The following is a 20,344-nucleotide window of genomic DNA, read 5'->3' as shown; positions in this document are numbered from 1 at the left end:
CCTCTCGCCGCGCAACGAAAAACGCGAAAAATAAAAAAGGCGGTTCCTCGTGGACGGGAACCGCCTCGGGTTCTTTGTGTCGAGACGTTTCAGTATAACCGCGCGATTTTGCACGGAACAAGCGCCATGCACCCGGGCGTCGTTCGTAACCGCGACCCGAGTGGCGCCGGCCGCAAGGTGCCATCGGGCAGGCGCAGTACCTGTCGAGCGCGTGTCGCGAGTCCTTGACGAGCGCACGAAGCACCGCAACGGCGATCTTACCTCCTCTGGCCCCGCGCGGCCCGCCCTCGGGCGTCAGTCGACGGACCCCGATTCGCCCTCGACCGGGTAAGCGGCCTCGCGCCAGTCCTTCATGCCACCCTCGTATCGATAGACCTGGCCGAACCCGGCCTGCGCCAGCCTCTTTGCCGCGGCTTCGGACGCATCGCACTCGAAGCTCGAGCAATAGACGACGATGCGGCAGTCCTTTCCGCCAGTCAGCGTCTCCACGCGTGCCTCGAAGTCCTTGGAGCCGATCGAGATATTGTGGGACCCGGGGATACGAGCCTGCTCGAAGGCCGTTGGATCGAGCACGTTGATCAGCCAGCCGGCCTCGCCGTGATCGATCCACTGCTTGAGCTCATCGCGTGTAAGCCTGTTCATGATCCATCCTCCTCTGAAGTCACAAAGCCGAGTCGTTCGGCGGAATCGGAATCGCAACCGCAAGGCCTGCGCCCGTGAAAACGCCGACGCACCGCCCCCTCGTTCAGTTTGGGACCGCGGTCTCGGCGAGCCGGTTCTCGGCGGATCGATCTCTTCAACCTGGCGAGAGGCTTGCTGAAGCCCCGTCGGCACAGACCGCACTGCGGCAGTGGAATTGTATCCCGAGAGGACCAGCCCGGCCGACATCGGATCCGACCATGACTCTCTCTGCATCTCGTCGGAGCATGCCCGAGCCGCTTTTCTTGTCGTTGGCCTGCCCCCGGACGCCCTGCCGGGCGGCGATCTGCGCGCGACGCCTGCAAGACCGCTGGGCCGGGCACCAAGACCTTAGCCGCTAGGCCCCAGCGTCCGGCACCTGTTAAGATTGGGCGCCGTTACCACACACAGCGTGACACGGCGAGGCAATCCTCGGGGGAGCCACTCGACGGAGTCAGCGACCCGACCCCGCCGAGCACCACGACAAGGGTTCTTGACGCTTCAGCCGCCGGTGAAGACCGCGCGGCCGGGCCGAGCTGAAACATTTCAGACCGTTGAGCTAATTGGGGAGCACGATGGACGTAACTATCTTCGGTAGCGGCTATGTGGGCCTGGTGACAGGGGCGTGCTTGGCCGAGGCTGGTAACCACGTGGTCTGCATCGACGTCGATCCGGACAAGATCGCCCTCCTCAACAGCGGCGGCATCCCGATCTACGAGCCGGGGCTGGAAGAACTCGTGTCCTCCAACCATGCCGCCGGGCGGCTGGTGTTCTCGACCGATGCGGCGTTCGGGGTGCAACACGGCCTGTTCCAATTCATCGCCGTCGGCACGCCCCCCGACGAAGACGGCTCGGCAGACCTGAAGCATGTGCTCGCGGTCGCGCAAACGATCGGGCAGCACATGGACAACTATCGGGTGATCGTCGACAAGTCGACGGTCCCGGTCGGCACCGCGGACAAGGTCGCCGCGTGCGTCCAGGCGGCGCTGGCGGCGCGCAACATCGATGTCGACTTCGATGTCGTCTCCAACCCGGAGTTCTTGAAGGAGGGCGCGGCGATCGAGGACTTCATGCGGCCCGATCGCATCATCGTCGGGACCGACAACCCGCGAACCGCCGAGCTGTTGCGTGCCCTGTACGCGCCCTTCAATCGCAACCATGACCGGGTCATGATCATGGATGTGCGATCGGCCGAGCTGACCAAATATGCCGCCAATGCGATGCTGGCCACCAAGATCAGCTTCATGAACGAGTTGTCCAACATCGCCGAGGCCGTCGGCGCGGACATAGAGCGCGTCCGCGTCGGCATCGGCTCGGATCCGCGGATCGGTTATCAGTTCATCTACCCGGGTTGCGGTTATGGCGGATCCTGTTTTCCGAAGGACGTCCGCGCCCTCGCCCACTCGGCCCGCGCGATCGGATACGAGGCGCAGTTGCTGACGGCCGTGGAGGCCGTGAATGAGCGGCAGAAGGATCTCCTGTTCCAGAAGATCCACGACTACTATCGCGGGGAGCTTGCTGGACGGACGGTGGCGATCTGGGGCCTGTCCTTCAAACCGAACACCGATGACATGCGCGAGGCATCGAGCCGCAGGCTCATCGAGGCATTGTGGCAGGCTGGGGCAGCGGTCCGCGCGTTCGACCCGGCGGCGATGGACGAGACGCAACGCCTCTACGGCGACCGTCCTGACCTGACGCTGACCCCCGACGCGATGTCCGCCGTCGCCGGCGCCGACGCGCTCGTCATCGTGACGGAGTGGACTCAGTTCCGGAGCCCCGATTATGCCGAGATCAAAGAACGGCTGACGGACCCGGTGATCTTCGATGGCCGCAACGTCCTCGACCCAACGCAGGTGCTCGCCGCCGGTTTGTCCTATATCTCTATCGGCCGGCTACCCAAGCAGCCGAGCAGCAGGCAAACCTCGCCGTCCTAGCCGACGATCGGCTGGCGGCCGCAGATCCGAGATTTGCGTTAGGCGGTGACGATCCCCACTCTCATTAGCCGTGGAGAGTTGGATTTCTCGGCGGCCAAGCCGAGAGGTCGACTTGATAGGCCCCCGTCCCGTCATCGCGGGCGACGTATCAAGACCGACAAAATCGCTGAACTTTTTCGTCGGTCGCAACTCTCACCTAGTGCGAAGGCCAACGACTGCGGAGTCACGCGGAATCCCCCTCCCCCGCGGGGCTCCCTGTTTCCCGGCCGCCCCAGCCGGGGAATCCATTTCCCCGCTGCCCTCCCCAGGCAGCGGGGCTTCTTTTTGCGTTCGATCGACACCGCTGAGCCGCGCGACCTTCTGCCGCCGCCAGCGCGACGAACGGCGTCGGTCACAACCCGACGGATCGCGCACGCCGCCGGTCACGGGCATCCCCCGCTCGCCGGCGACCTGGCGAGGTTCCGGACAGCGTCCGTCCTGACCGCGGTCTCTTCGCTTGCGCCGATGTCAGCGGGAAATCGGCGGCCCGACACTGGCCTTGACCACGAAGACCAACCACTCGGACCCTGATTCGGACCCCGATGAGCGAAAACCTGACACTGGTTCTGCAGGCCTCGTTCGGGCTGATCGTGCTGATCGGCATCGCCTGGGTGTTCAGCGAGGAGCGTGGCCGGGTCCGCCCCAGGCTGATCCTGGCCGGGCTGACGCTTCAGTTCCTGATCGCTTTGGTCCTGCTGAAACTATCACCGCTGCAACAGGCCTTTCTCGTTCTCAATGACTTCGTCGTGGCCCTACAGACGGCGACGCAAGATGGCACCGAGTTGGTCTTCGGATACCTCGGCGGGGGCGCGGCACCGTTCGATGAGCGCTATCCGCAGAACAGCTTCGTGCTGGCCTTCCGCGCCCTCCCGCTGATCCTGGTGATCAGCGCCCTGTCGGCCCTGCTCTTCCATTGGCGGATCCTGCCCTGGCTGGTACGCGCATTCGCCTGGTTGCTGCGCCGCGTGATGGGGACTGGCGGCCCCGTCGGTCTCGGCGCCGCCGCCAATGTGTTCGTCGGGATGACCGAGGCGCCGCTGCTGATCCGGCCATACCTGCTGGGCATGTCGCGCAGCGCGCTGTTCGCGCTGATGACCTGCGGCATGGCGACGATCGCCGGCACCGTCATGGTGTTGTACGCGGGTTTTCTCGCAGGCGTCATCGAAGAACCCCTCGGCCACCTGTTGACGGCCTCACTGATCAGCGCCCCCGCCGCCTTGCTGATCGCGGGCGTCCTGGTGCCGCCACAACACGCGGAGCCGGATGTCAGCGCCGAGATGCGACCACATTCCGTCAGCGCGATGGACGCGGTCACCCGCGGCGCTCTCGATGCGATCCCTCTGTGGCTCAACATCATCGCCATGCTGGTGGTCATGATCGCGCTGGTGAGCCTCGCCAATCAGGCCCTCGGATTGCTGCCCGATGTCGCCGGCGCCCCGCTGACCGCGCAGCGCCTCCTCGGCTGGCTGCTGGCGCCTGCCGTGTGGCTGATCGGCATCCCCTGGTCCGAGGCCGTCACCGCCGGTTCGCTGATGGGCATCAAGACGGTGCTCAACGAATTGGTCGCCTACCTCGCCCTCGCCGATCTACCCGCAGAAGCCTTGAGCGACCGTAGTCGACTGATCATGACGTACGCACTGTGTGGCTTCGCGAACCTCGGCAGCCTCGGGATCATGATCGGCGGCCTGGGCGCCATGGCACCGGAACGCCGAAGCGAGATCGTCGGCCTGGGTCTCAAAGCCGTATTCGGCGGCACGCTCGCGACCCTGATGACTGGCGCCGTCGTCGGCATCCTGTCATAAGGTCCATCAGGCTTCCCGCCTGGCTAGGCCGGTACCACCCGAATCTCAATCAGAAGCGACCGGCAACCCGGCCCGCCGCCATTCCGGGAGGCCATCTTCGAGCCGGCGGGCCGCGAGACCGGCGCGCCGCAGGCGTGCGACCGCCTCGAAGGACAGGACGCACCAGGGCCCTCGGCAGTAGGCGACGACCTCCCGCTCGGTGGGCAGCAGCTTCGCGAGGTCGCCCTCCAGCCGTTCCAGGGGGATGTTGATGGCCCCCGGGATGTGCCCCTGGGCGTACTCCTCCGGGGGACGGACGTCGATGACAGTGACCAGGCCGTCCCGGGCCCTGGCCAGCAAATCGCCCGCGGGCACGGGCTCCAGCGCGTCTCGGCTGGTGAGATAGCTGGCAACCAGGGCATCCACTCGCTCCAGGTGGGCCGCGGCGAGGCGGCGAAGCGCCGCCACGGCGTCGACGACCTGCTCGTCCCCCAGCCGATAGTGGATGTGCTTTCCGGCCCGACGCGCCTGCACCAGCCCCGACGCCTTCAGGTGCTGCAGATGCTTGGAGGTGTTGGCGAGGGACAGGCCGGAGGCCGCAGCCAGCTCTTCCACGCTGCGTTCACCCTGGGCGAGGAAATCCAGCAATTCCAGCCGCGGGGCACTGCCCAGGGCCCGGGCGATGACTGCGAGCTGCTCGAACAGGGCCTGCTTGGGGCCCGGGGACTGTGCCATGTCCGGTAACCTCCCGTCGGGATCACGCTCGACGCCCGGGCTGAAGCTCACCGGGGCGGGCGGTCAGTATAGGCTGCCCCCGAGCCGTCCGGCAGACCCCCTATCGAAGTAAGCGGGACGGCTACCGTGCCGATCCGCGTCGTGATCGACTCCTAGGGACGCTTCATCCTGCGCACCCTGGGCGGAACGGAGTTCTGCGCCCCGGCCCGGATCGCATCGGATCGGGAAGCAGACGCGCGATCTGCCCGCGGACACGCCGGTCCCGTGACGCTCATCCGAATCGCGCGACGAGGCCGAGCGCCACCGCGGCGATCACTGTCACCAGCACAACGAGCCAGGGCGGCGCCTTCCACGCGGCGAGCAGAACGAAGGCCGTCAGCGCGAGGGCGAAATCGGCAGACGAGGCCACCGCGCTCGTCCACACCGGCTGGTAGAGGGCTGCGCCCAGGATACCGACCACCGCGGCGTTGGTGCCGGCCATGGCGGCCCCCATACGTGCATCCCGACGCAGACGGTCCCAGAACGGCAGCACCCCCATCAACAGCAGCATGCCCGGCAAAAAGATGCCGAACAACGCGATCGCAGCTCCGAGGACCCCATCGGGGCCCGGCTCGGCGATCGCACCGAGATAGGCAGCAAAGGTGAATAGCGGGCCAGGAACGGCCTGGGCCGCGCCATAGCCGGCGAGAAAGGCGTCCGCACTCACCCAGCCGGGGTCCACCAAGCGCGCCTCGAGCAGGGGCAGCACCACGTGCCCGCCGCCGAATACCAGCGCGCCCGCCCGGTAGAAGACCTCGAACAGCGCGAGCCCCGGCGCAGACCACAGGGCGACGGCCGCGGGCAGCCCGAGCAGCAGGAGGAAAAAGGCGGCGAGGAGCAAGATCCCCGAACGCCGCGAAATCACGACCGGTAGCCGCGCCGCCCCGCCGTCATCCACCCGGCGGCACCACAGGGTCCCGGCGACGGCGCCAGCGAGGATGGCCGCGATCTGGCCCAATGCGCTGGGTACGAATGCCAGGATCAGCACGGCACCCAGGGCAATCGTCGCCCGTTGCCGGTCCGGCGCCAGCACACGCGCCATCCCCCAGACCGCATGGGCCACGATCGCCACGGCCACCAGCTTGAGGCCGTGCAGCAGGTCCTGGCCGAGCGGGCCGCCGAAGGCCGCCGCGCCGTATGCAAACGCCAGGAGCAGGGCAACCGACGGCAATGTGAAGGCGGCCCAGGCGACCAGGGCGCCGGGCAGGCCCCCACGCAGGAACCCCAACGCGAACCCCACCTGGCTGCTCGCCGGACCGGGCAGGAACTGGCACAGGGCGACCAGATCCGCATAGGCCGCCTCGGAAAGCCATTTGCGGCGCAGCACCAGCTCGTCGCGGAAGTAGCCGAGGTGGGCGATGGGACCGCCGAAGGACGTCAAACCAAGCTTGAGGAACGCCTTGAAGACGTCGCCCACGTCGCCGATCCGGGGTCGGCCATCGATCTGCTCTACCGCCACGAGCTCACCTCCGATCCGGCCGGCGACCGCCATTGACTGTCGTGCGATCCGAGGGCTCGCGACCAGCCGCCCGGGGCACTCGGTGACCGCGGTTGCAGCCGTCCCTCGCACGCGAAAGCGGGTGATCGCCCAACGCTGACAAGGGTTCCCCCGGAGCAAGAAAAGCGCGGGCTGCGGCGCAGCCTGGGCTGCGAGCCCTGACCCATCCGGCCAGGATGGCCTGACGATGCGAGCGCTTCGGCCGCCTATTGCGCGTTAAGTTGTGCTGATGCTCACGAAGCGCAATGTCCGGTCGCGGCGCATCCAGGGCGACCTGTTGGCGAGGGGTCCGAGCGCGCAGTCAAGGAGCATACAATCAACCTATGGGTTGAATATTCCCGAGGGATCTGCCAGCATCCCGTCGTCAGATCCGCACCGGGAGAGCCCGTTCATGGGGAGTTTCGTCGAAACCCACGAAGCCGCCATCCGCCTCGGCACCTTCATCGGCGTCTTCGTCCTCATGGCCCTGTGGGAGCTCGCAGCCCCGCGGCGGGCGCTGATTGTCTCCAAGACCCTGCGCTGGGGCAGCAACAACGGCCTGGTGGTGCTCAACACCCCTCTGCTGCGCCTCATCTTCCCAGCCGCGGCGAGGTGCACATTATCCGGGGCGGCATGACCGCGCCAGGCTGGCCAACGGCTGGCCAGTTGAAGACGCCACCCCCAAAACTTGACACCAACCCCAAACCTGAAATCGGAGTTGCCACATGAAGGCCCTGTTCATCCTCAACGATCCCCCCTACGGTACCGAACGCAGCTTCAACGGTCTGCGCCTGGCCAAGGCCGTTGCCGGCAAGGGGGCAGAAGTCACCGTGTTCCTGATGGCCGACGCCGTGGCCTGCGCCAAGACCGGACAGAAGGTGCCCCAGGGCTACTACAATCTCGAACTGATGACGAAGTCGATCCTGCGCACCGGCGAGGTGCTGCTTTGCGGCACCTGCCTGGACGCCCGCGGCATCGGCGACGCGGAGCTGATCGAGGGGGCGCGGCGCAGCACCATGGACGAGCTGGTCGAGCGGACCCTGGCGGCGGACCAGCTGCTGGTGTTTTGAGCGTCGACGGCAATGCCGTCCCCCGCCAGAGGACAACGAAACGAGATCGGGCTTGAGGATCCCGAGGACCTGATCGCCGATCTGACCGAGGCACTGCGTTGACCCGTCCAATCTACCTCGACTACAACGCCACCACGCCGGTCGCACCCGAGGTGCTGGAGGCCGTGCTGCCCTATCTGCGCGAGCACTTCGGCAATCCGTCCTCCAGCCATGCCTACGGCCGGGAGGCGCAGCACGCGGTGACGCGGGCGCGGGGACAGGTGGCGGCCCTGATTGGCGCCGCACCCCGGGAGATGGTCTTCACCGGCTGCGCCACCGAGGGCAACAATCTTGCCATCCTCGGCGTGGCCCTGGCGCTCCGGGGGCGCGGCCGGCATCTCATCACCAGTGCCGTCGAGCATCCGGCCGTCGCGCGGCCGATGGCGCACCTGGCGGCGCAGGGGTGGGTGGTGACGGTGCTGCCGGTCGACGAGGCCGGCCGCGTCTCTCACTCGGACCTGGCCGTCGCACTCCGCGACGACACCCTGCTGGTGTCCGTCATGCACGCCAACAACGAGGTCGGCACCCTTCAGCCCATCGCCGAGCTGGCGGCGCTCGCCCGCTCGCCGGGGACCCTTCAGACGGGCGTCCGTCGGTTCCGCCTGCCACGAAGTAGGCGATTCGGTGAGCGGAGTGCTCGCCGCGATGGGGGTGTCCCCGGAACAGGCCCGGGGCGCGGTGCGCCTCAGCGTGGGGGAGCCCACCACGGCCGACGACGTGGCCCGCGCCGCCAATGCCCTGACAGCGGCCTGGACGGCCCTGGCAGGCAAAACGGCGCCGTGAGCCACGAGCCGCAGCTGCCAGCCCCCGCGATCCCCGTGGACGACGACGCGGCGGGGAGCCGGCTGTGGCCGTCACCCGACTATAGCCGGCAGGTGAAGCGGCTGCGAGCGGCGGTGGGTGAGACCGTCTACATCGCCGAACTCGACGCGAGCGACATGCAGCTCGGCGTGCGCATCAGCGACAGGCCCTACGTGCTGCTGGGGGTGGTGGATTTCCCCCGACCGGACCCGGTACGCGGACTCGCTCCCCACTGCATCCTGCTTGACGACGGGCGCGGGGTGAACCTAGGCCGGATCGCACGCGTGAGCGTCGGCCACGCCTTTGGCCCGACCCCGGCGGAGATCCTGTTTCAGGATCGGGACACCCTGCAGGCCGTGCTGTTCCGGGAGCGCCGGCTGTCACCCGAGCTGATCGCCCAGCGCTCCAAAGCCCTGCTGGGCCGCGTGCTGGGCCAGGCGATCCCACCGACGGACGCCCGTCTGAAGGGTCCCCGGCGAGCGGCCGAACCCGATGACGGCGAGGCGGAGTCCTCGAGGCCCTCGTGAAGCCTCCGACAGGCCGCTAGAGCTCCATGCGACTGCGGTATTTCTTTTCGCAGCGTTTGACCAACTCGACGGTGGCGACCGTCAACCCCTCCTTGACCGCCTCCTTCTCGATGATGCGACGGATCATCGGCCGCAAGAAGGCCGGGGCCTCGTGCACGCGCTCTTGGGCGTCGGCATTCCAACTGACCCCGAGTTTCTTGTTGACCCAGCTCCCGGGTGTCGGCAAGGGCTCCGCCGCTTGCGCGACCGCGAGCCCGGGATCGCCGCCAAAGGCGGCTTCGGCCAGCACATCGGACATGGCCTGCCCGAAGGCCCGCGTGAACACCGGAAAGGCCGGATCGTTCCTGAACAGGATCTCTTTCATCGCCAGGATGGCATCGCGCCGGGCCTGGACCGACAGCGCTTGGTCATCGCGCGCGGCCGGCTCGATGTAGGCCGAACACCAGACCTCGATCGTCTCGGTGAAGGTCGCGAGAAAACGCTCCGGATCGAGCGGCTGAAAGGCGCAGTGCAACAGGTGCGGCGACGTGACCTGACGCAGCCAATCGAGCCGGGTGTCGGGTAGATTCAGGTCGGCGCGATGCGTCTCGGCCACGCGTGCGAACGGGCCCATGTCCAATGTCGGAGAACAGGGCGCCAGATCCATGATCGCCAGCGTGCGTTCTGGAGGGAGGCCGCCGATGTGCAGCAGGAACGAGGGGATCGCGTACTCCACACGCGGGTAAGCGAAGATCACCAGCCCGCCCCGCCCGGGTTTCAGGCTGTAGCGATTGACCATGACCCGATCGAGCTTCGGGCCGCGAAAGACCCGCGAGCAGCCAACGATTTCGTTATCAGCCGTGCGACGGCGACCACGGTACTCGGTGAAGTCGTCGCGATCCAGGTTGCCCCGCATGCGACCGAAGAAGCTTTCCTCGTAACGATCCCAGATCCCCGAATCGACCCCCGACCTCGTAGCTTCGATCACGCCCCAGCCTCGCCTTGCGAATCAATTTCGTTGACTATATCCACGCGGTATCCTGTGCGCAAAGAAACCGCATCAGCGAATCCCGGGACATGCCCTGCGTCGAACCCCACACCGATCACCGTCGGTATCCGTGCCTGATGATCGCCAGCACAGGGCGGCGATGAGTCCAGGTCTGTCAAAGACGAGCCGGGGTCGATGATGGGTCGAACGCCGACAGGCCAGACGCGCGAACGGATCCTCGAATTCATGCGGCAGCGACTGTCGAGCGGGCAACCGCCAACGGTGAGAGATGTCCAGCGTGCGTTCGGCTTCCGCTCCGTTCAAAGTGCACGCAGCCATTTGGAGGCCTTGGTCACGTCGGGACACCTCGCGAAACTTCCCGGGCAGGCACGCGGTTACCGGCTGACCAATCAACCGGTACGGGCTCCTGACCAGGGTCCGTCACCGAGTTCGACCAACCGTCTGCATTGGATCCCCATTCTGGGCCGGGTCACCGCCGGGGGCTTGGCACTGGCGGTCGAAGATCTGGAAGGTCATCTGCCGGTGCCGGCAGACCGCTTTCGTACCGCGACCGAACTCTTCGCGCTGCGCGTGCGCGGCGACAGCATGCGTGACGCCGGCATCCTGGCCGGTGACATCGTGCTGGTGCGGCGCCAGGACAACGCCGACGAGGGGACGATCGTCGTCGCCTTGGTCGACGAAGAGGCGACGGTCAAGCGCCTGCGCTACCGTGCCGACCGGATCGAGCTTCATCCCGCCAACCCCGATTACCCGGTGCTGGTGCCGGACCCGAAGACGCTGCGGATCTTGGGGCGCGTCGTCGAAATCCGTCGCTATCTGGACTGACCGACACGGACAGAGAGCCTGCCCGCACCGTTCCCGCTCAGAGGACCTTGGTGACGATCTTGATCCCTGGGTCGAGCTTGTCGCGCTCGATGCGAAAACCCAGCGATTTCATCAAGGCCAGCATCCGTGTATTGGCCGTCAGGACCTCCCCCTCCATGACTCGCAGGCCACGTCGGCGGGCATTCTCCATCAGCGAACGCATCAGGCGCGCCCCGATGCCACGGGCACGCCACGCATCGGCAACGACGATCGCGAATTCGCAGGCCTCCCCGCCGGGTCGCGACATATAGCGTGCGACGCCGACCTCGACCTCCGCGCCCTGTTCCTCGACGACACCGATCAGCGCCATCTCGCGGTCGTAGTCGATCTGCGTGAAGCGCACCAGCATCTCCGGCGTCAGTTCCTTCAAGGCCTGCATGAAGCGGAAGTATTTGGTCTGCTCGGACAGACCGCGGACGAAATCCTGCTCGAGCTGCGCGTCTTCGGGGCGGATCGGCCGGATCGTCAGATCCGTGCCATCGGGCAACTGCACGCTTTCGATCAGATGGGTGGGATAGGGGTGGATCGCCATGTGGCCGTAAGTCGTCATCTGCGGTGGCCGGTAGTTGACCTGGATGCGGGCGTCGACCGCGACCACTTCACGATCGTTGCCGATCAGCGGGTTGATCTCCATGTCGATGATCTCCGGCAGTTCGCAGACCATCTCGGAGACCCGCTGCAGGATCCGCGCCAGCGCCTCGCGGTTCATCGGCGGCATGTGCTGAAAAGCACCCATCAGCCGGCTGACGCGGGCGTGTCCGATCATCGTCTGGATGATGAAGGCATTGAGCGGCGGCAAGCCCAGGGTCCGGTCCTGCAACACCTCGACGTCGGTCCCGCCGGCCCCGAAGGTGATCACCGGGCCGAAGATCGAATCACGCAGGACACCGATCATCAGCTCTCGCGCGGCGCGCGTCGACACCATATGTTCAACCGTGACCCCCTCGATGCGCGCCTCGGGACGCATGCGCCGCGCACGCTCGACGATCTCGGTGAAGGTCCGACGCACCGTCAGCGCGTCGGCGATATTGAGTCGCACACCGTCGACATCGGATTTGTGGCCGATATCGGGCGAGTTGATCTTCATGACGACGGGAAAGCCCAGCACCTGGGCGGCCATCAGCGCCTCGTTCGGCGTGCGCGCGAGCACCGCCTGCGTCGTCGGAATCCGAAACGCCGACAGGATCGCCTTGGCCTCGATGATGCCGAGCGTCTTGCGCCCTTCCGCCATGACGCCTTCGATGATCAGTCGCGCGCCTTCGACATCCGGGGCCTCTTCCTGAGACATGGGCCCTGGGGATTGCATCAAGAGCTTTTGATTGCGGTGATGGGCGGCCAAGTACCACAGGGCATCGACGGCGGCCTCGGGCGACGCGAAATGCGGCACCCGACTTTGTGCGAACAACAACTTCGCATCGGCGACGCGCGCGGCCCCCATCCAACTGACCAATAGAGGTTTCTTGGTCTTGCGCGCGGCCTCGATGACCTCGCTCGCCACGGCACTCGGGTCGGCGGAGGCGAGCGGCGCGAGAATTGCCAGCAGTCCATCGACCCCGGGGTCGGCCAGACAGGCTTCGACCGCCGCGCGAAAACGCTCGGGCGGGGCATCGCCGATCACATCGACCGGATTATCGTGTGACCAGTGTTCCGGAAGCGCCGCCTCGAGGCGTTGACGGGTCGGCTCGGTAAACTGGGTCAGGGTCAGGCCTTGTTCGACGGCTCGATCCGCGGCCAGGACGCCCGGACCACCCCCGTTCGTGACGATCGCGATCCGTTCCCCGGACAAGCGGCGACCGCTGCCAAACACCTGCGCCGCCGCGAAGAGCTGATCCAGTTCATCGACCTGCACCGCACCGGCCCGTTCCATGACGGCCCGGAACACGTCGTGCGACCCGACCCACGCGCCGGTGTGCGACTTGGCGGCGCGCGAACCAGCCGCAAAACGACCGGCCTTGACCACGATCACCGGCTTCAGTCGCGCCGCGGCACGCAGACCGCTGACGAACCGCCGCGCGTCGCGGATCCCCTCGACATACATCAGGATGCTGTGCGTCTGAGTATCGAGCGCGAGATAGTCGAGGATGTCGCCGAAGTCGATATCGGCCGCGGCGCCAAGGGACACGACCGCCGAGAAACCCAATTCGCGCGGCCCGGACCAATCGAGCATCGCGGCACAAACGGCACCGGATTGGGACACGAGCGCGACATGGCCGCGTCGTGCCGACTCATAGCCAAAGGTGGCGTTCAGCCCGTGCGCAGGGCGCATGACGCCGAGCGTGTTGGGGCCCAACAGTCGAATCCGATTACGCCGGGCGGCCTCGACGACCCGCTCTTGCAGGACACCGCCCCGCTCACCATGTTCGGAGAAGCCGGCCGAATGAACGACCGCCGCCTTGACCCCATAGGCGCCGCACTGATCGAGGATGTCGGCGACCGTCTCGGCGGGCGTGGCGATCAAGGCCAGATCGATCGGCCGATCGAGATCCGCCAACGACTTGTAACAGGGCTGATCCGCAACCTGATCGTACTTGGGATTGATCGCGTAGCAGGGACCCTTGAAGCCACCGGCCAGCAGATTGCGGTAGACGATACCGCCGACCGAGCCGGGCCCATCGCTGGCTCCGAACACCGCGACCGCGCTCGGCGTGAAGAGTTGGTCGACATCAGTTAAACGCATGCGGATCTGCCTCCCAGGCACGATTGGGTTTAAGCTTGATGATGACACTCTTTCCAACGACGTGCCGGTGACCTGGCCCCGACGCGGTGCCTGTTCGGATTCTGCCACAGGAGTCATGATTCTCATGAACCTAGCCTTCATCTCTCATCCAGACTGCCATGAGCATCGGATGGGGGCCCATCACCCGGAACAGCCAGAGCGCCTCGACGCGATCCGCGACCGGATGATCGCCTCCGGCATGGAGATGCTGGTCACCCACTACGACGCGCCACTGGCAACGTTCGAACAATTGGCCCGTGTCCACGATCCGAGCTATGTCCGATCCATCTTCGATGCCGCACCAGAAGTCGACGACGTCCTGGTATGGGTCGACGGCGACACGGCGATGTGTCAAGGAACCCTGGCCGCGGCGCGGCGCGCCGCCGGCGCGGCGATCCTCGGCGTCGATCTCGTGATGGGGGATGGTCATCATGCCGCCTTCTGCTGCGTTCGCCCACCCGGCCACCACGCCGAACGGCGCCATGCGATGGGCTTCTGCTTCTTCAACAATGTGGCGGTCGGAGCCGCCCACGCGCTCGCGGAACACGGGCTCGAGCGGGTGGCGATCATCGATTTCGACGTCCACCATGGCAACGGAACCGAAGACATCTTCACCGGCGACGAACGCATCCTGTTCTGCTCCAGCTTCCAGCACCCCTACTACCCCGGGACCGGCGCTGATACCAAGGCTTCGAACATCGTCAACGTTCCACTTCCACGACTGACCGGCGGCGCGGAGTTTCGAGCCGCAGTCGAACAAAGTTGGCTGCCTCGAATCGACGCCTTCGCCCCGCAACTGATCATGATTTCGGCCGGCTTCGATGGACATGCCGAGGACGACATGGCCCATTTCAACCTGCGCGAAGCCGACTACGCGTGGATCACCCGCGCCTTGCACGAGCTCGCGAAACGACACGCCGGCGAGCGGATCGTCTCCTGCCTCGAAGGGGGGTACAGCCTTTCGGCGCTTGGCCGCTGTGTCAGCACCCATGTCGATGAACTGATCGGCCATGGCTGACGCCATGCTGCATTGCAGCAGGATAGCCGGCCATGATCCGCAAAGCAACCGCGCGGCCGCGCTCACGCGACCTTGACAGGTTACCGTTGCCTCATTAGGATTGCCGTCTTCGCGGTCGGGCTCAGAAATGTTCGCCCGTCTCGCGACCACCGGCCGAGGTGGCGGAATTGGTAGACGCGCATGGTTCAGGTCCATGTGGGCGAAAGCTCGTGGAGGTTCAAGTCCTCTCCTCGGCACCATCCCTCTTTCGATTCGACCTTCGGGTCGCCTATCCCGTCTGTTTAGTACCCGAAGATCCGCCGAGTCGAGGCCGAAGGGAACCCAGCCGCACGGCCTTTGGGTCCGCCAACCTGGGGCGAGGATCGAACGGCGTCAGCGTGAGGTGCCGAGCACCACGCCCCGGTCGCGCAGATCCGCAAGCAGACCGGCCCCGAATGCGATCACCTGCTGCGGTTGCGGATGCCCGAGTTCGGCGGCGATCTCTTCGAGGAGCGCACGCCCGGATCGCGGCGGCGGCTCGTCGAGGCGGATCAGCAAGGCTTGCGTAACCGCGTTGATCTCGAGCACGGCGACCCGCTCCTCGGCAGTGCGGTACAGGACCAGATGTGTCGGTTCGCCCGGCGTCACCTCGGCGGCCGTCGCGGGTAGCAACCGATGGACGGGATAACGATAGGTGAGATTCCAGGCCAGTGGCGAGACCACAGGGTGGCCGACCAACAGGTCGCCGTCCGGATCGACCCGTGACAGGTCGGGGGTCTCCTCGCTGATCTCCAAGACGAGCTCGACCCACTCGTAATGGGCCAACTCGAGCAGAAAGGGCGGGTCGCGCGGATCCGCGGCACGGGGACCTTGCAGGAAATCGAGGAACTCCCCCGCCAACTGAGGGAACAACGGTGTTCTGGCGCGGTGTCGGACAAAGAAGTCGCGGATCAGGTCATCCCAATGGCCCTTGTTCAGGGCCTCCCTGAGCCTCGGGAAGTTGCCGGCCAGCAGCGAGGAGACGTTGTTGAAGACGAGATCCCGATAGATGGCCAGCCGCCGGTCCTCGATATCGGCCGGGGGCGGCATGTGCGCGGGATCACGCAGATGCGCGGCGAATGCCCTTTGCTGGGCCGCGAGCGGGGTGGGGTCAGGCACCGGCAAGCCCCGTCGGGGCGGCAACCCGATAGACAGCCTGAAGGCGGCGGATCTTTTCGACTTCGCGCAGCAACTGTTCGAGAGGCGGGATATTGAAGTCGCGTTCGAGCAGCGTCGGGAAAACCCCGAACCACTCGTAGGCCCGACCCAGTAGCGCCCAGACCGGATCGATCACATCAGCGCCATGGGTATCCACGCGCAGGTCGGGCGCTTCCTCGTAGTGGCCGGCGACATGGCCATAACGGATCCGCTCGCCCGGCAACGCGGCCAAGAAAGACTCCGGGTCGTAGCCATGGTTGATCCCGTTCACATAGATGTTGTTGATGTCGAGCAGCAGGTCGCAGTCGGCCTCCTCGAGGACGGCGTTGACGAACGCGATCTCGGTCATCTGGCGCCCAGGCGCGGCATAGTAGGAGACGTTCTCCAGCGCGATCCGACGCTCGAGGATCTCCTGGACCTGCCGCACGCGTCCGGCCACATGCCGAACCGCCTCGTCGGTGAAAGGGATCGGCAACAGATCGTAGAGATGCCCATCGTCCGAGCAGTAGCTCAGGTGCTCCGTGTAATCATCGATGCCATGGCTATCCAGAAACCGTTTGATCTGGCGCACCAGGTCCAGATCCAGCGGCTCCGGCCCGCCGATCGACAACGATAAACCGTGACAGACGAATGGATGACGCTCGGTCAACACCCGCAGGCGGTGCGCCTTGCGCCCCCCGACTCCGATCCAATTCTCCGGCGCGACCTCGTAGAACCCGACGATCTCGGGGGGGCGCTCGGCCACGGCGTCGAGAAAGGCCCGCCGCAGGCCGAGACCGGCGCCATGAACCGAGCCGCAGCGGTGGCTCATGGCCATCATCGGGAACCGATCAGGAGGCGCCGCCGCACTTGCCTTCACCGCATTTGCCCTCGCCGCACTTACCCTCGGTGTCCGGGCCGCCGCCGCATTTACCCTCGCCACACTTGCCTTCACCACACTGGCCCTCGGCCAGTTGCACGTAACTCGGTCCGAGCGGCTGCACCGCGAACGGGTTCTCGCCGGCTTGCGCGACGCCAAGAGCACCCAAGCTGCCGACAAGGGCAACGCCAACCAATGCACCAGCCGGAGTCATGGTCTTCTTGGTCATGGTCTTGATCTCCACGAAGTTGAAACTAGGCATCGAAGCGAGAGTCGCCGAGTGCCAGTCGGGCCTCAACTATACCCCACTAAAACACTCAATTACCACAGATGACGCAGGCCCCGGTCGATTTCGAGAGCGAAAAACAACCCTCGGCGGGTTTGCCATCATCTTCAGAGGAGACCGGAGACCCCACGGGATTCTTTCAGCGGCAAACCGGCTGACCGGGAGGTCAGCCTTTCGATATCGGCGGGGGCACCGTATCTCCGAACTCGAGGTCTGACGCCTCACCCTCGCCCGGGCGGCCGCGCAGTTACAAACCGGACCAGGGATTTCACTCCGAAACCTCGCGCTTGGTGGTCGCTCGTCGAATCGATAGACGGACGCTGACCCGGAGCTCTTTCGGGCAAGCCTTGTGTTCCCGTCTCCGCACCTGCACCTTACCGATCTGAGGCACTGATGATCCACGGTCCTCGACGACTCGATTCCTTATGCACCCAATTCGGAGTCAGGCGTATCGCAGACCCTCGAAGATACGCGACGAAAGCCCCAAACACCTTCGGGACGAACCATCAGGGTCGACTGGCCGCGGGGAGACCGCACCCGCATCTGGAGCCGGTCTGGATCCCGTCGAACACTTCGATGACCGGAGAAAGAGTCATGGCAACCGCCAAGCCCGGTGATACGGTCAAAGTCCACTACAGCGGCACCTTGGCCGATGGAACCCACTTCGATTCCTCACGCGACCAAGAACCGCTCGAATTCACCATCGGTCGAGGCACGATGCTGGCGGACTTCGAGGAAGCCATCCTCGGCATGCACGAGGGTGAGCGGAAAACCATCACCATCCCATGCGAGAACGCCTTCGGCGAGCTCGACGGGGCGATGAACTTGACGGTGCCGCGCAACATGATCGATGTGGAGGTCGAATTGCGAGTCGGTACCCGGCTGCGGGCTCAGGGCCCCGAGGGGGAGACCGCAAATTTCACGGTCGTTGCCCTCGACGACGAGAACGTGATCATGGACGGCAACCACCCCCTTGCCGGCCATGACCTGACCTTCGATCTCGAGCTCGTTCGAATCGGGGCATCGACATCGGTGGCCGCACCGCCGTTCCGACGACCCTCCTGATCCTCAGGCTGCTGGTCGGCGACGGATCGTGAATCACGTAAATGTTATCGCGGCGAGCCCACCTATCTCCGTGAAGTGCTCGATCGTGGCCATCGACCTCCTTGTGACGGCCGACATCGTGCAACAACGCGATGTCGGGTGAAGCGCTGCGACCCTGACTTCCCCTCGGAGCTCGAACGACCCGCCGTCGCGCATTCATCGACACTCGGAGCACGCGCTGGAGGGGAGTGCAACCGGAACAGCGGACCACAATGAGCGGGGCGGACGAGTGTACGATCTGGTGGTGATCCCGACCAGAAGGCCGCCTGTCGCACGACTTTCTGACCCAGCGTACGCGGGCGGCGCTCGGTCATTGCCCCGGGCATCCAGACAGCACGGCGCCCAGCCGTCTCAGGAAGCAGAGATGAAACGAGATCCTCGACCCTTGCCCCTCGGCTCCTCCGTCTCACGGCCCCGTGCCGACCCGGACGCCTTGACCCGAATCAAGTCGCTTTGTTGAACAAGCTGGCAGGCTGGTTGCCATCGACGTCCTTCCTCCGACCAACGATGAGCGAGTTTCCGATGAGCATGTTCTGTTTCCAATGCGAAGAGGCATCCAAGGGGTACGGTTGCACCACCACGGGGATCTGCGGCAAGCACTCCAGGACCGCCCACCTCCAGGATCTCCTGGTCCATCTGCTCAAGGGGTTCGCGGTGGTCGCCGAACAGGCCGGCAAGCGCGGCCAGCCCGACAAGGGCGCGGGACGCTTCATCACGGAGGCGCTCTTCCTCACGATCACCAACGCCAATTTCGATGACGCGCGGCTCGAGGCGCGGATCCAGGCCGCAATCGCGCGCCGCGACGAGCTCAAGGCACAGATCGGCTACGCGAGCCATCTGGACGCCGTCAACTGGACCGGCACGCCGGCCGAGTACGACGCCAAGGGCATGGTCGTGGGCGTGCTGGCGCAGGCCGATGAAGACATCCGCTCGCTGCGCGAGTTGCTGATCTACGGGCTCAAGGGCATGGCGGCCTACACCGACCACGCCGCGATCCTCGGCTGCGAAAGGCCCGACATCTACGACTTCATGATCGCGGCGCTGGCCGCCACCACGCGCGACCTGAGCGTCGAGGCGCTGCTCGCGCTGGTGCAAGAGTGCGGTGCCGTCGGCGTCACGGCCATGGCCCTGCTCGACGAGGCCAACACCCGTGCCTACGGCCATCCCGAGATCACCAAGGTCAACATCGGCGTGCGCGGCAACCCGGGGATTCTCATCTCCGGGCACGACCTGAAGGACATCGCAGAGCTGCTCGAGCAGACCCAGGGCACCGGGGTCGATGTCTATACGCACAGCGAGATGCTGCCGGCGCACTACTACCCGGCCTTCAAGAGATATCCGCACTTCGTCGGCAACTACGGCAACGCCTGGTGGCAGCAGGACAAGGAGTTCGCCGCCTTCAACGGCCCCATCCTGATGACCACCAACTGCATCACACCGGTCAAGGACGCCTATCGCGACCGCCTCTTCACGACCGGCCAGGCCGGCTGGCCGGGCGCCCGACACATCGCCGACCGTCCTGCCGGCGGCGCGAAAGATTTCTCGGCGCTGATCGAGCTGGCCAAGACCTGCGCACCACCGACCGAGCTCGAACGCGGCGAGATCGTCGGCGGCTTCGCCCACGCCCAGGTGATGGCCCTGGCCGAGCAGGTCGTCGCGGCCGTCAAGACCGGCGCGATCAAGCGCTTCATTGTCATGGGCGGTTGCGACGGGCGCCACAAGCAGCGCTCCTACTACACCGACGTCGCTCAGGCCCTGCCCCAGGACGCGGTGATCCTGACCGCCGGCTGCGCCAAATATCGCTTCAACAAGCTCGATCTCGGCGACATCGGCGGCATTCCCCGCCTGCTCGACGCCGGGCAGTGCAACGACTCCTATTCGCTGGCCTACATCGCGCTCAAACTCAAGGAGGTCTTCGGCGTCGACGACATCAACGAGCTGCCGATCTCCTACGACATCGCCTGGTACGAGCAGAAGGCGATCATCGTGCTGCTGGCGCTGCTGCATCTGGGCGTCAAGCACATCCGCCTCGGCCCGACCCTGCCGGCCTTCCTATCACCGAACGTCGCCAAGGTGCTGATCGAGGCATTCGACATCAAGCCGATCGACGAGGTCGAGACGGACGTGCAAGCCATGATGGCGGGGGCCTGAGCGTCGCTCCGCCGCGTGCCCGCCTGGCAGCGAGCGGGTCGGGCGGCCGGCTTCGACCTGCG

17 protein-coding genes and 1 tRNA gene are annotated in these 20,344 nt (G+C 65.8%); 10 read left to right on the top strand and 8 right to left on the bottom strand.

Translation table 11 applies throughout. The annotated features are described in order from the left end of the window. Positions 1-294: 294 nt before the first annotated feature. Complete coding sequence (locus ABC977_RS05480; protein WP_369666233.1) at positions 295-642, bottom strand: rhodanese-like domain-containing protein; 348 nt, start codon at positions 640-642, stop codon at positions 295-297. A 611-nt stretch (positions 643-1,253) separates the two neighbouring features. Between ABC977_RS05480 and ABC977_RS05475 the strand changes: the two genes are divergently transcribed. Next, a complete protein-coding gene (locus ABC977_RS05475; protein WP_369666232.1) occupies positions 1,254-2,612 on the top strand; it encodes a UDP-glucose dehydrogenase family protein in 1,359 nt (452 codons plus the stop codon). A gap of 581 nt (positions 2,613-3,193) precedes the next feature. Continuing rightward, a complete protein-coding gene (locus tag ABC977_RS05470) occupies positions 3,194-4,453 on the top strand; it encodes a NupC/NupG family nucleoside CNT transporter (protein ID WP_369666231.1) in 1,260 nt (419 codons plus the stop codon). Between the two features lie 45 nt (positions 4,454-4,498). Here the strand turns inward: ABC977_RS05470 and ABC977_RS05465 are convergent, their stop codons facing one another. After that, positions 4,499-5,167, bottom strand: coding sequence for an ArsR/SmtB family transcription factor (locus tag ABC977_RS05465; protein WP_369666230.1), 669 nt, complete (start codon positions 5,165-5,167; stop codon positions 4,499-4,501). A gap of 271 nt (positions 5,168-5,438) precedes the next feature. Next, a complete protein-coding gene (chrA, locus tag ABC977_RS05460; protein WP_369666229.1) occupies positions 5,439-6,698 on the bottom strand; it encodes a chromate efflux transporter in 1,260 nt (419 codons plus the stop codon). Positions 6,699-6,933: 235 nt separating this feature from the next. Between chrA and ABC977_RS05455 the strand changes: the two genes are divergently transcribed. The 3 genes from ABC977_RS05455 to ABC977_RS05445 all read left to right on the top strand — a co-directional run bounded on the left by ABC977_RS05455 (position 6,934) and on the right by ABC977_RS05445 (position 9,120). Then, positions 6,934-7,320, top strand: coding sequence for a hypothetical protein (locus tag ABC977_RS05455; RefSeq protein ID WP_369666228.1), 387 nt, complete (start codon positions 6,934-6,936; stop codon positions 7,318-7,320). 88 nt (positions 7,321-7,408) lie between these two features. Next, a complete protein-coding gene (locus ABC977_RS05450) occupies positions 7,409-7,753 on the top strand; it encodes a DsrE/DsrF/TusD sulfur relay family protein (protein ID WP_369666227.1) in 345 nt (114 codons plus the stop codon). Between the two features lie 98 nt (positions 7,754-7,851). Then, positions 7,852-9,120 (top strand): cysteine desulfurase family protein, encoded by a 1,269-nt coding sequence (locus ABC977_RS05445; protein ID WP_369666226.1) that lies wholly within the window; start codon positions 7,852-7,854, stop codon positions 9,118-9,120. Positions 9,121-9,136: 16 nt separating this feature from the next. Here the strand turns inward: ABC977_RS05445 and ABC977_RS05440 are convergent, their stop codons facing one another. Then, positions 9,137-10,087, bottom strand: coding sequence for a protochlorophyllide oxidoreductase (locus tag ABC977_RS05440; RefSeq protein ID WP_369666225.1), 951 nt, complete (start codon positions 10,085-10,087; stop codon positions 9,137-9,139). Positions 10,088-10,282: 195 nt separating this feature from the next. On the opposite strand from ABC977_RS05440, the gene lexA reads away from it, so the two are divergent. Beyond that, positions 10,283-10,933 (top strand): transcriptional repressor LexA, encoded by a 651-nt coding sequence (gene lexA, locus ABC977_RS05435; RefSeq protein ID WP_369666224.1) that lies wholly within the window; start codon positions 10,283-10,285, stop codon positions 10,931-10,933. 37 nt (positions 10,934-10,970) lie between these two features. On the opposite strand, the gene ABC977_RS05430 is transcribed toward lexA, so the two are convergent. Then, on the bottom strand, positions 10,971-13,649 hold the full coding sequence (locus ABC977_RS05430; protein ID WP_369666223.1) for a bifunctional acetate--CoA ligase family protein/GNAT family N-acetyltransferase: 2,679 nt from the start codon (positions 13,647-13,649) through the stop codon (positions 10,971-10,973). Between the two features lie 124 nt (positions 13,650-13,773). Here ABC977_RS05430 and ABC977_RS05425 point away from each other — a divergent pair, with 124 nt between their 5' ends. Together ABC977_RS05425 and ABC977_RS05420 are read left to right on the top strand one after the other, a co-directional pair. Further along, positions 13,774-14,706, top strand: a complete 933-nt coding sequence (locus tag ABC977_RS05425) for a histone deacetylase family protein (RefSeq protein ID WP_369666253.1) — start codon at positions 13,774-13,776, stop codon at positions 14,704-14,706. A gap of 152 nt (positions 14,707-14,858) precedes the next feature. Further along, positions 14,859-14,945, top strand: a tRNA-Leu gene (locus ABC977_RS05420). Between the two features lie 133 nt (positions 14,946-15,078). Here ABC977_RS05420 and ABC977_RS05415 read toward each other — a convergent pair. Genes ABC977_RS05415 through ABC977_RS05405 form a run of 3 tightly spaced genes read right to left on the bottom strand, consistent with a single transcriptional unit; the run spans position 15,079 to position 16,970 of the window. Beyond that, positions 15,079-15,843, bottom strand: a complete 765-nt coding sequence (locus tag ABC977_RS05415) for an HvfC family RiPP maturation protein (protein ID WP_369666222.1) — start codon at positions 15,841-15,843, stop codon at positions 15,079-15,081. Beyond that, a complete protein-coding gene (locus ABC977_RS05410) occupies positions 15,836-16,699 on the bottom strand; it encodes an HvfB family MNIO-type RiPP peptide maturase (RefSeq protein ID WP_439849161.1) in 864 nt (287 codons plus the stop codon). The genes ABC977_RS05415 and ABC977_RS05410 overlap by 8 nt, the downstream gene beginning before the upstream one ends. Before the next feature lie 13 nt (positions 16,700-16,712). Continuing rightward, positions 16,713-16,970 carry an HvfA family oxazolone/thioamide-modified RiPP metallophore gene (locus ABC977_RS05405; RefSeq protein ID WP_369666220.1) on the bottom strand — a complete coding sequence of 86 codons (258 nt, stop codon included), beginning with the start codon at positions 16,968-16,970 and terminating at the stop codon, positions 16,713-16,715. A gap of 651 nt (positions 16,971-17,621) precedes the next feature. Between ABC977_RS05405 and ABC977_RS05400 the strand changes: the two genes are divergently transcribed. Beyond that, the gene (locus tag ABC977_RS05400) at positions 17,622-18,092 is read left to right on the top strand and encodes an FKBP-type peptidyl-prolyl cis-trans isomerase (protein ID WP_369666219.1); all 471 of its coding nucleotides are present in this window, start codon (positions 17,622-17,624) and stop codon (positions 18,090-18,092) included. Positions 18,093-18,653: 561 nt separating this feature from the next. Next, on the top strand, positions 18,654-20,282 hold the full coding sequence (hcp, locus tag ABC977_RS05395) for a hydroxylamine reductase (RefSeq protein ID WP_369666218.1): 1,629 nt from the start codon (positions 18,654-18,656) through the stop codon (positions 20,280-20,282). Positions 20,283-20,344 lie beyond the last annotated feature (62 nt).

Origin of the sequence: Thioalkalicoccus limnaeus (assembly GCF_041197575.1) — a bacterium.
GTDB classification, from domain to species: domain Bacteria; phylum Pseudomonadota; class Gammaproteobacteria; order Chromatiales; family Chromatiaceae; genus Thioalkalicoccus; species Thioalkalicoccus limnaeus.
This window is presented reverse-complemented; position numbering and strand designations above follow the sequence as displayed.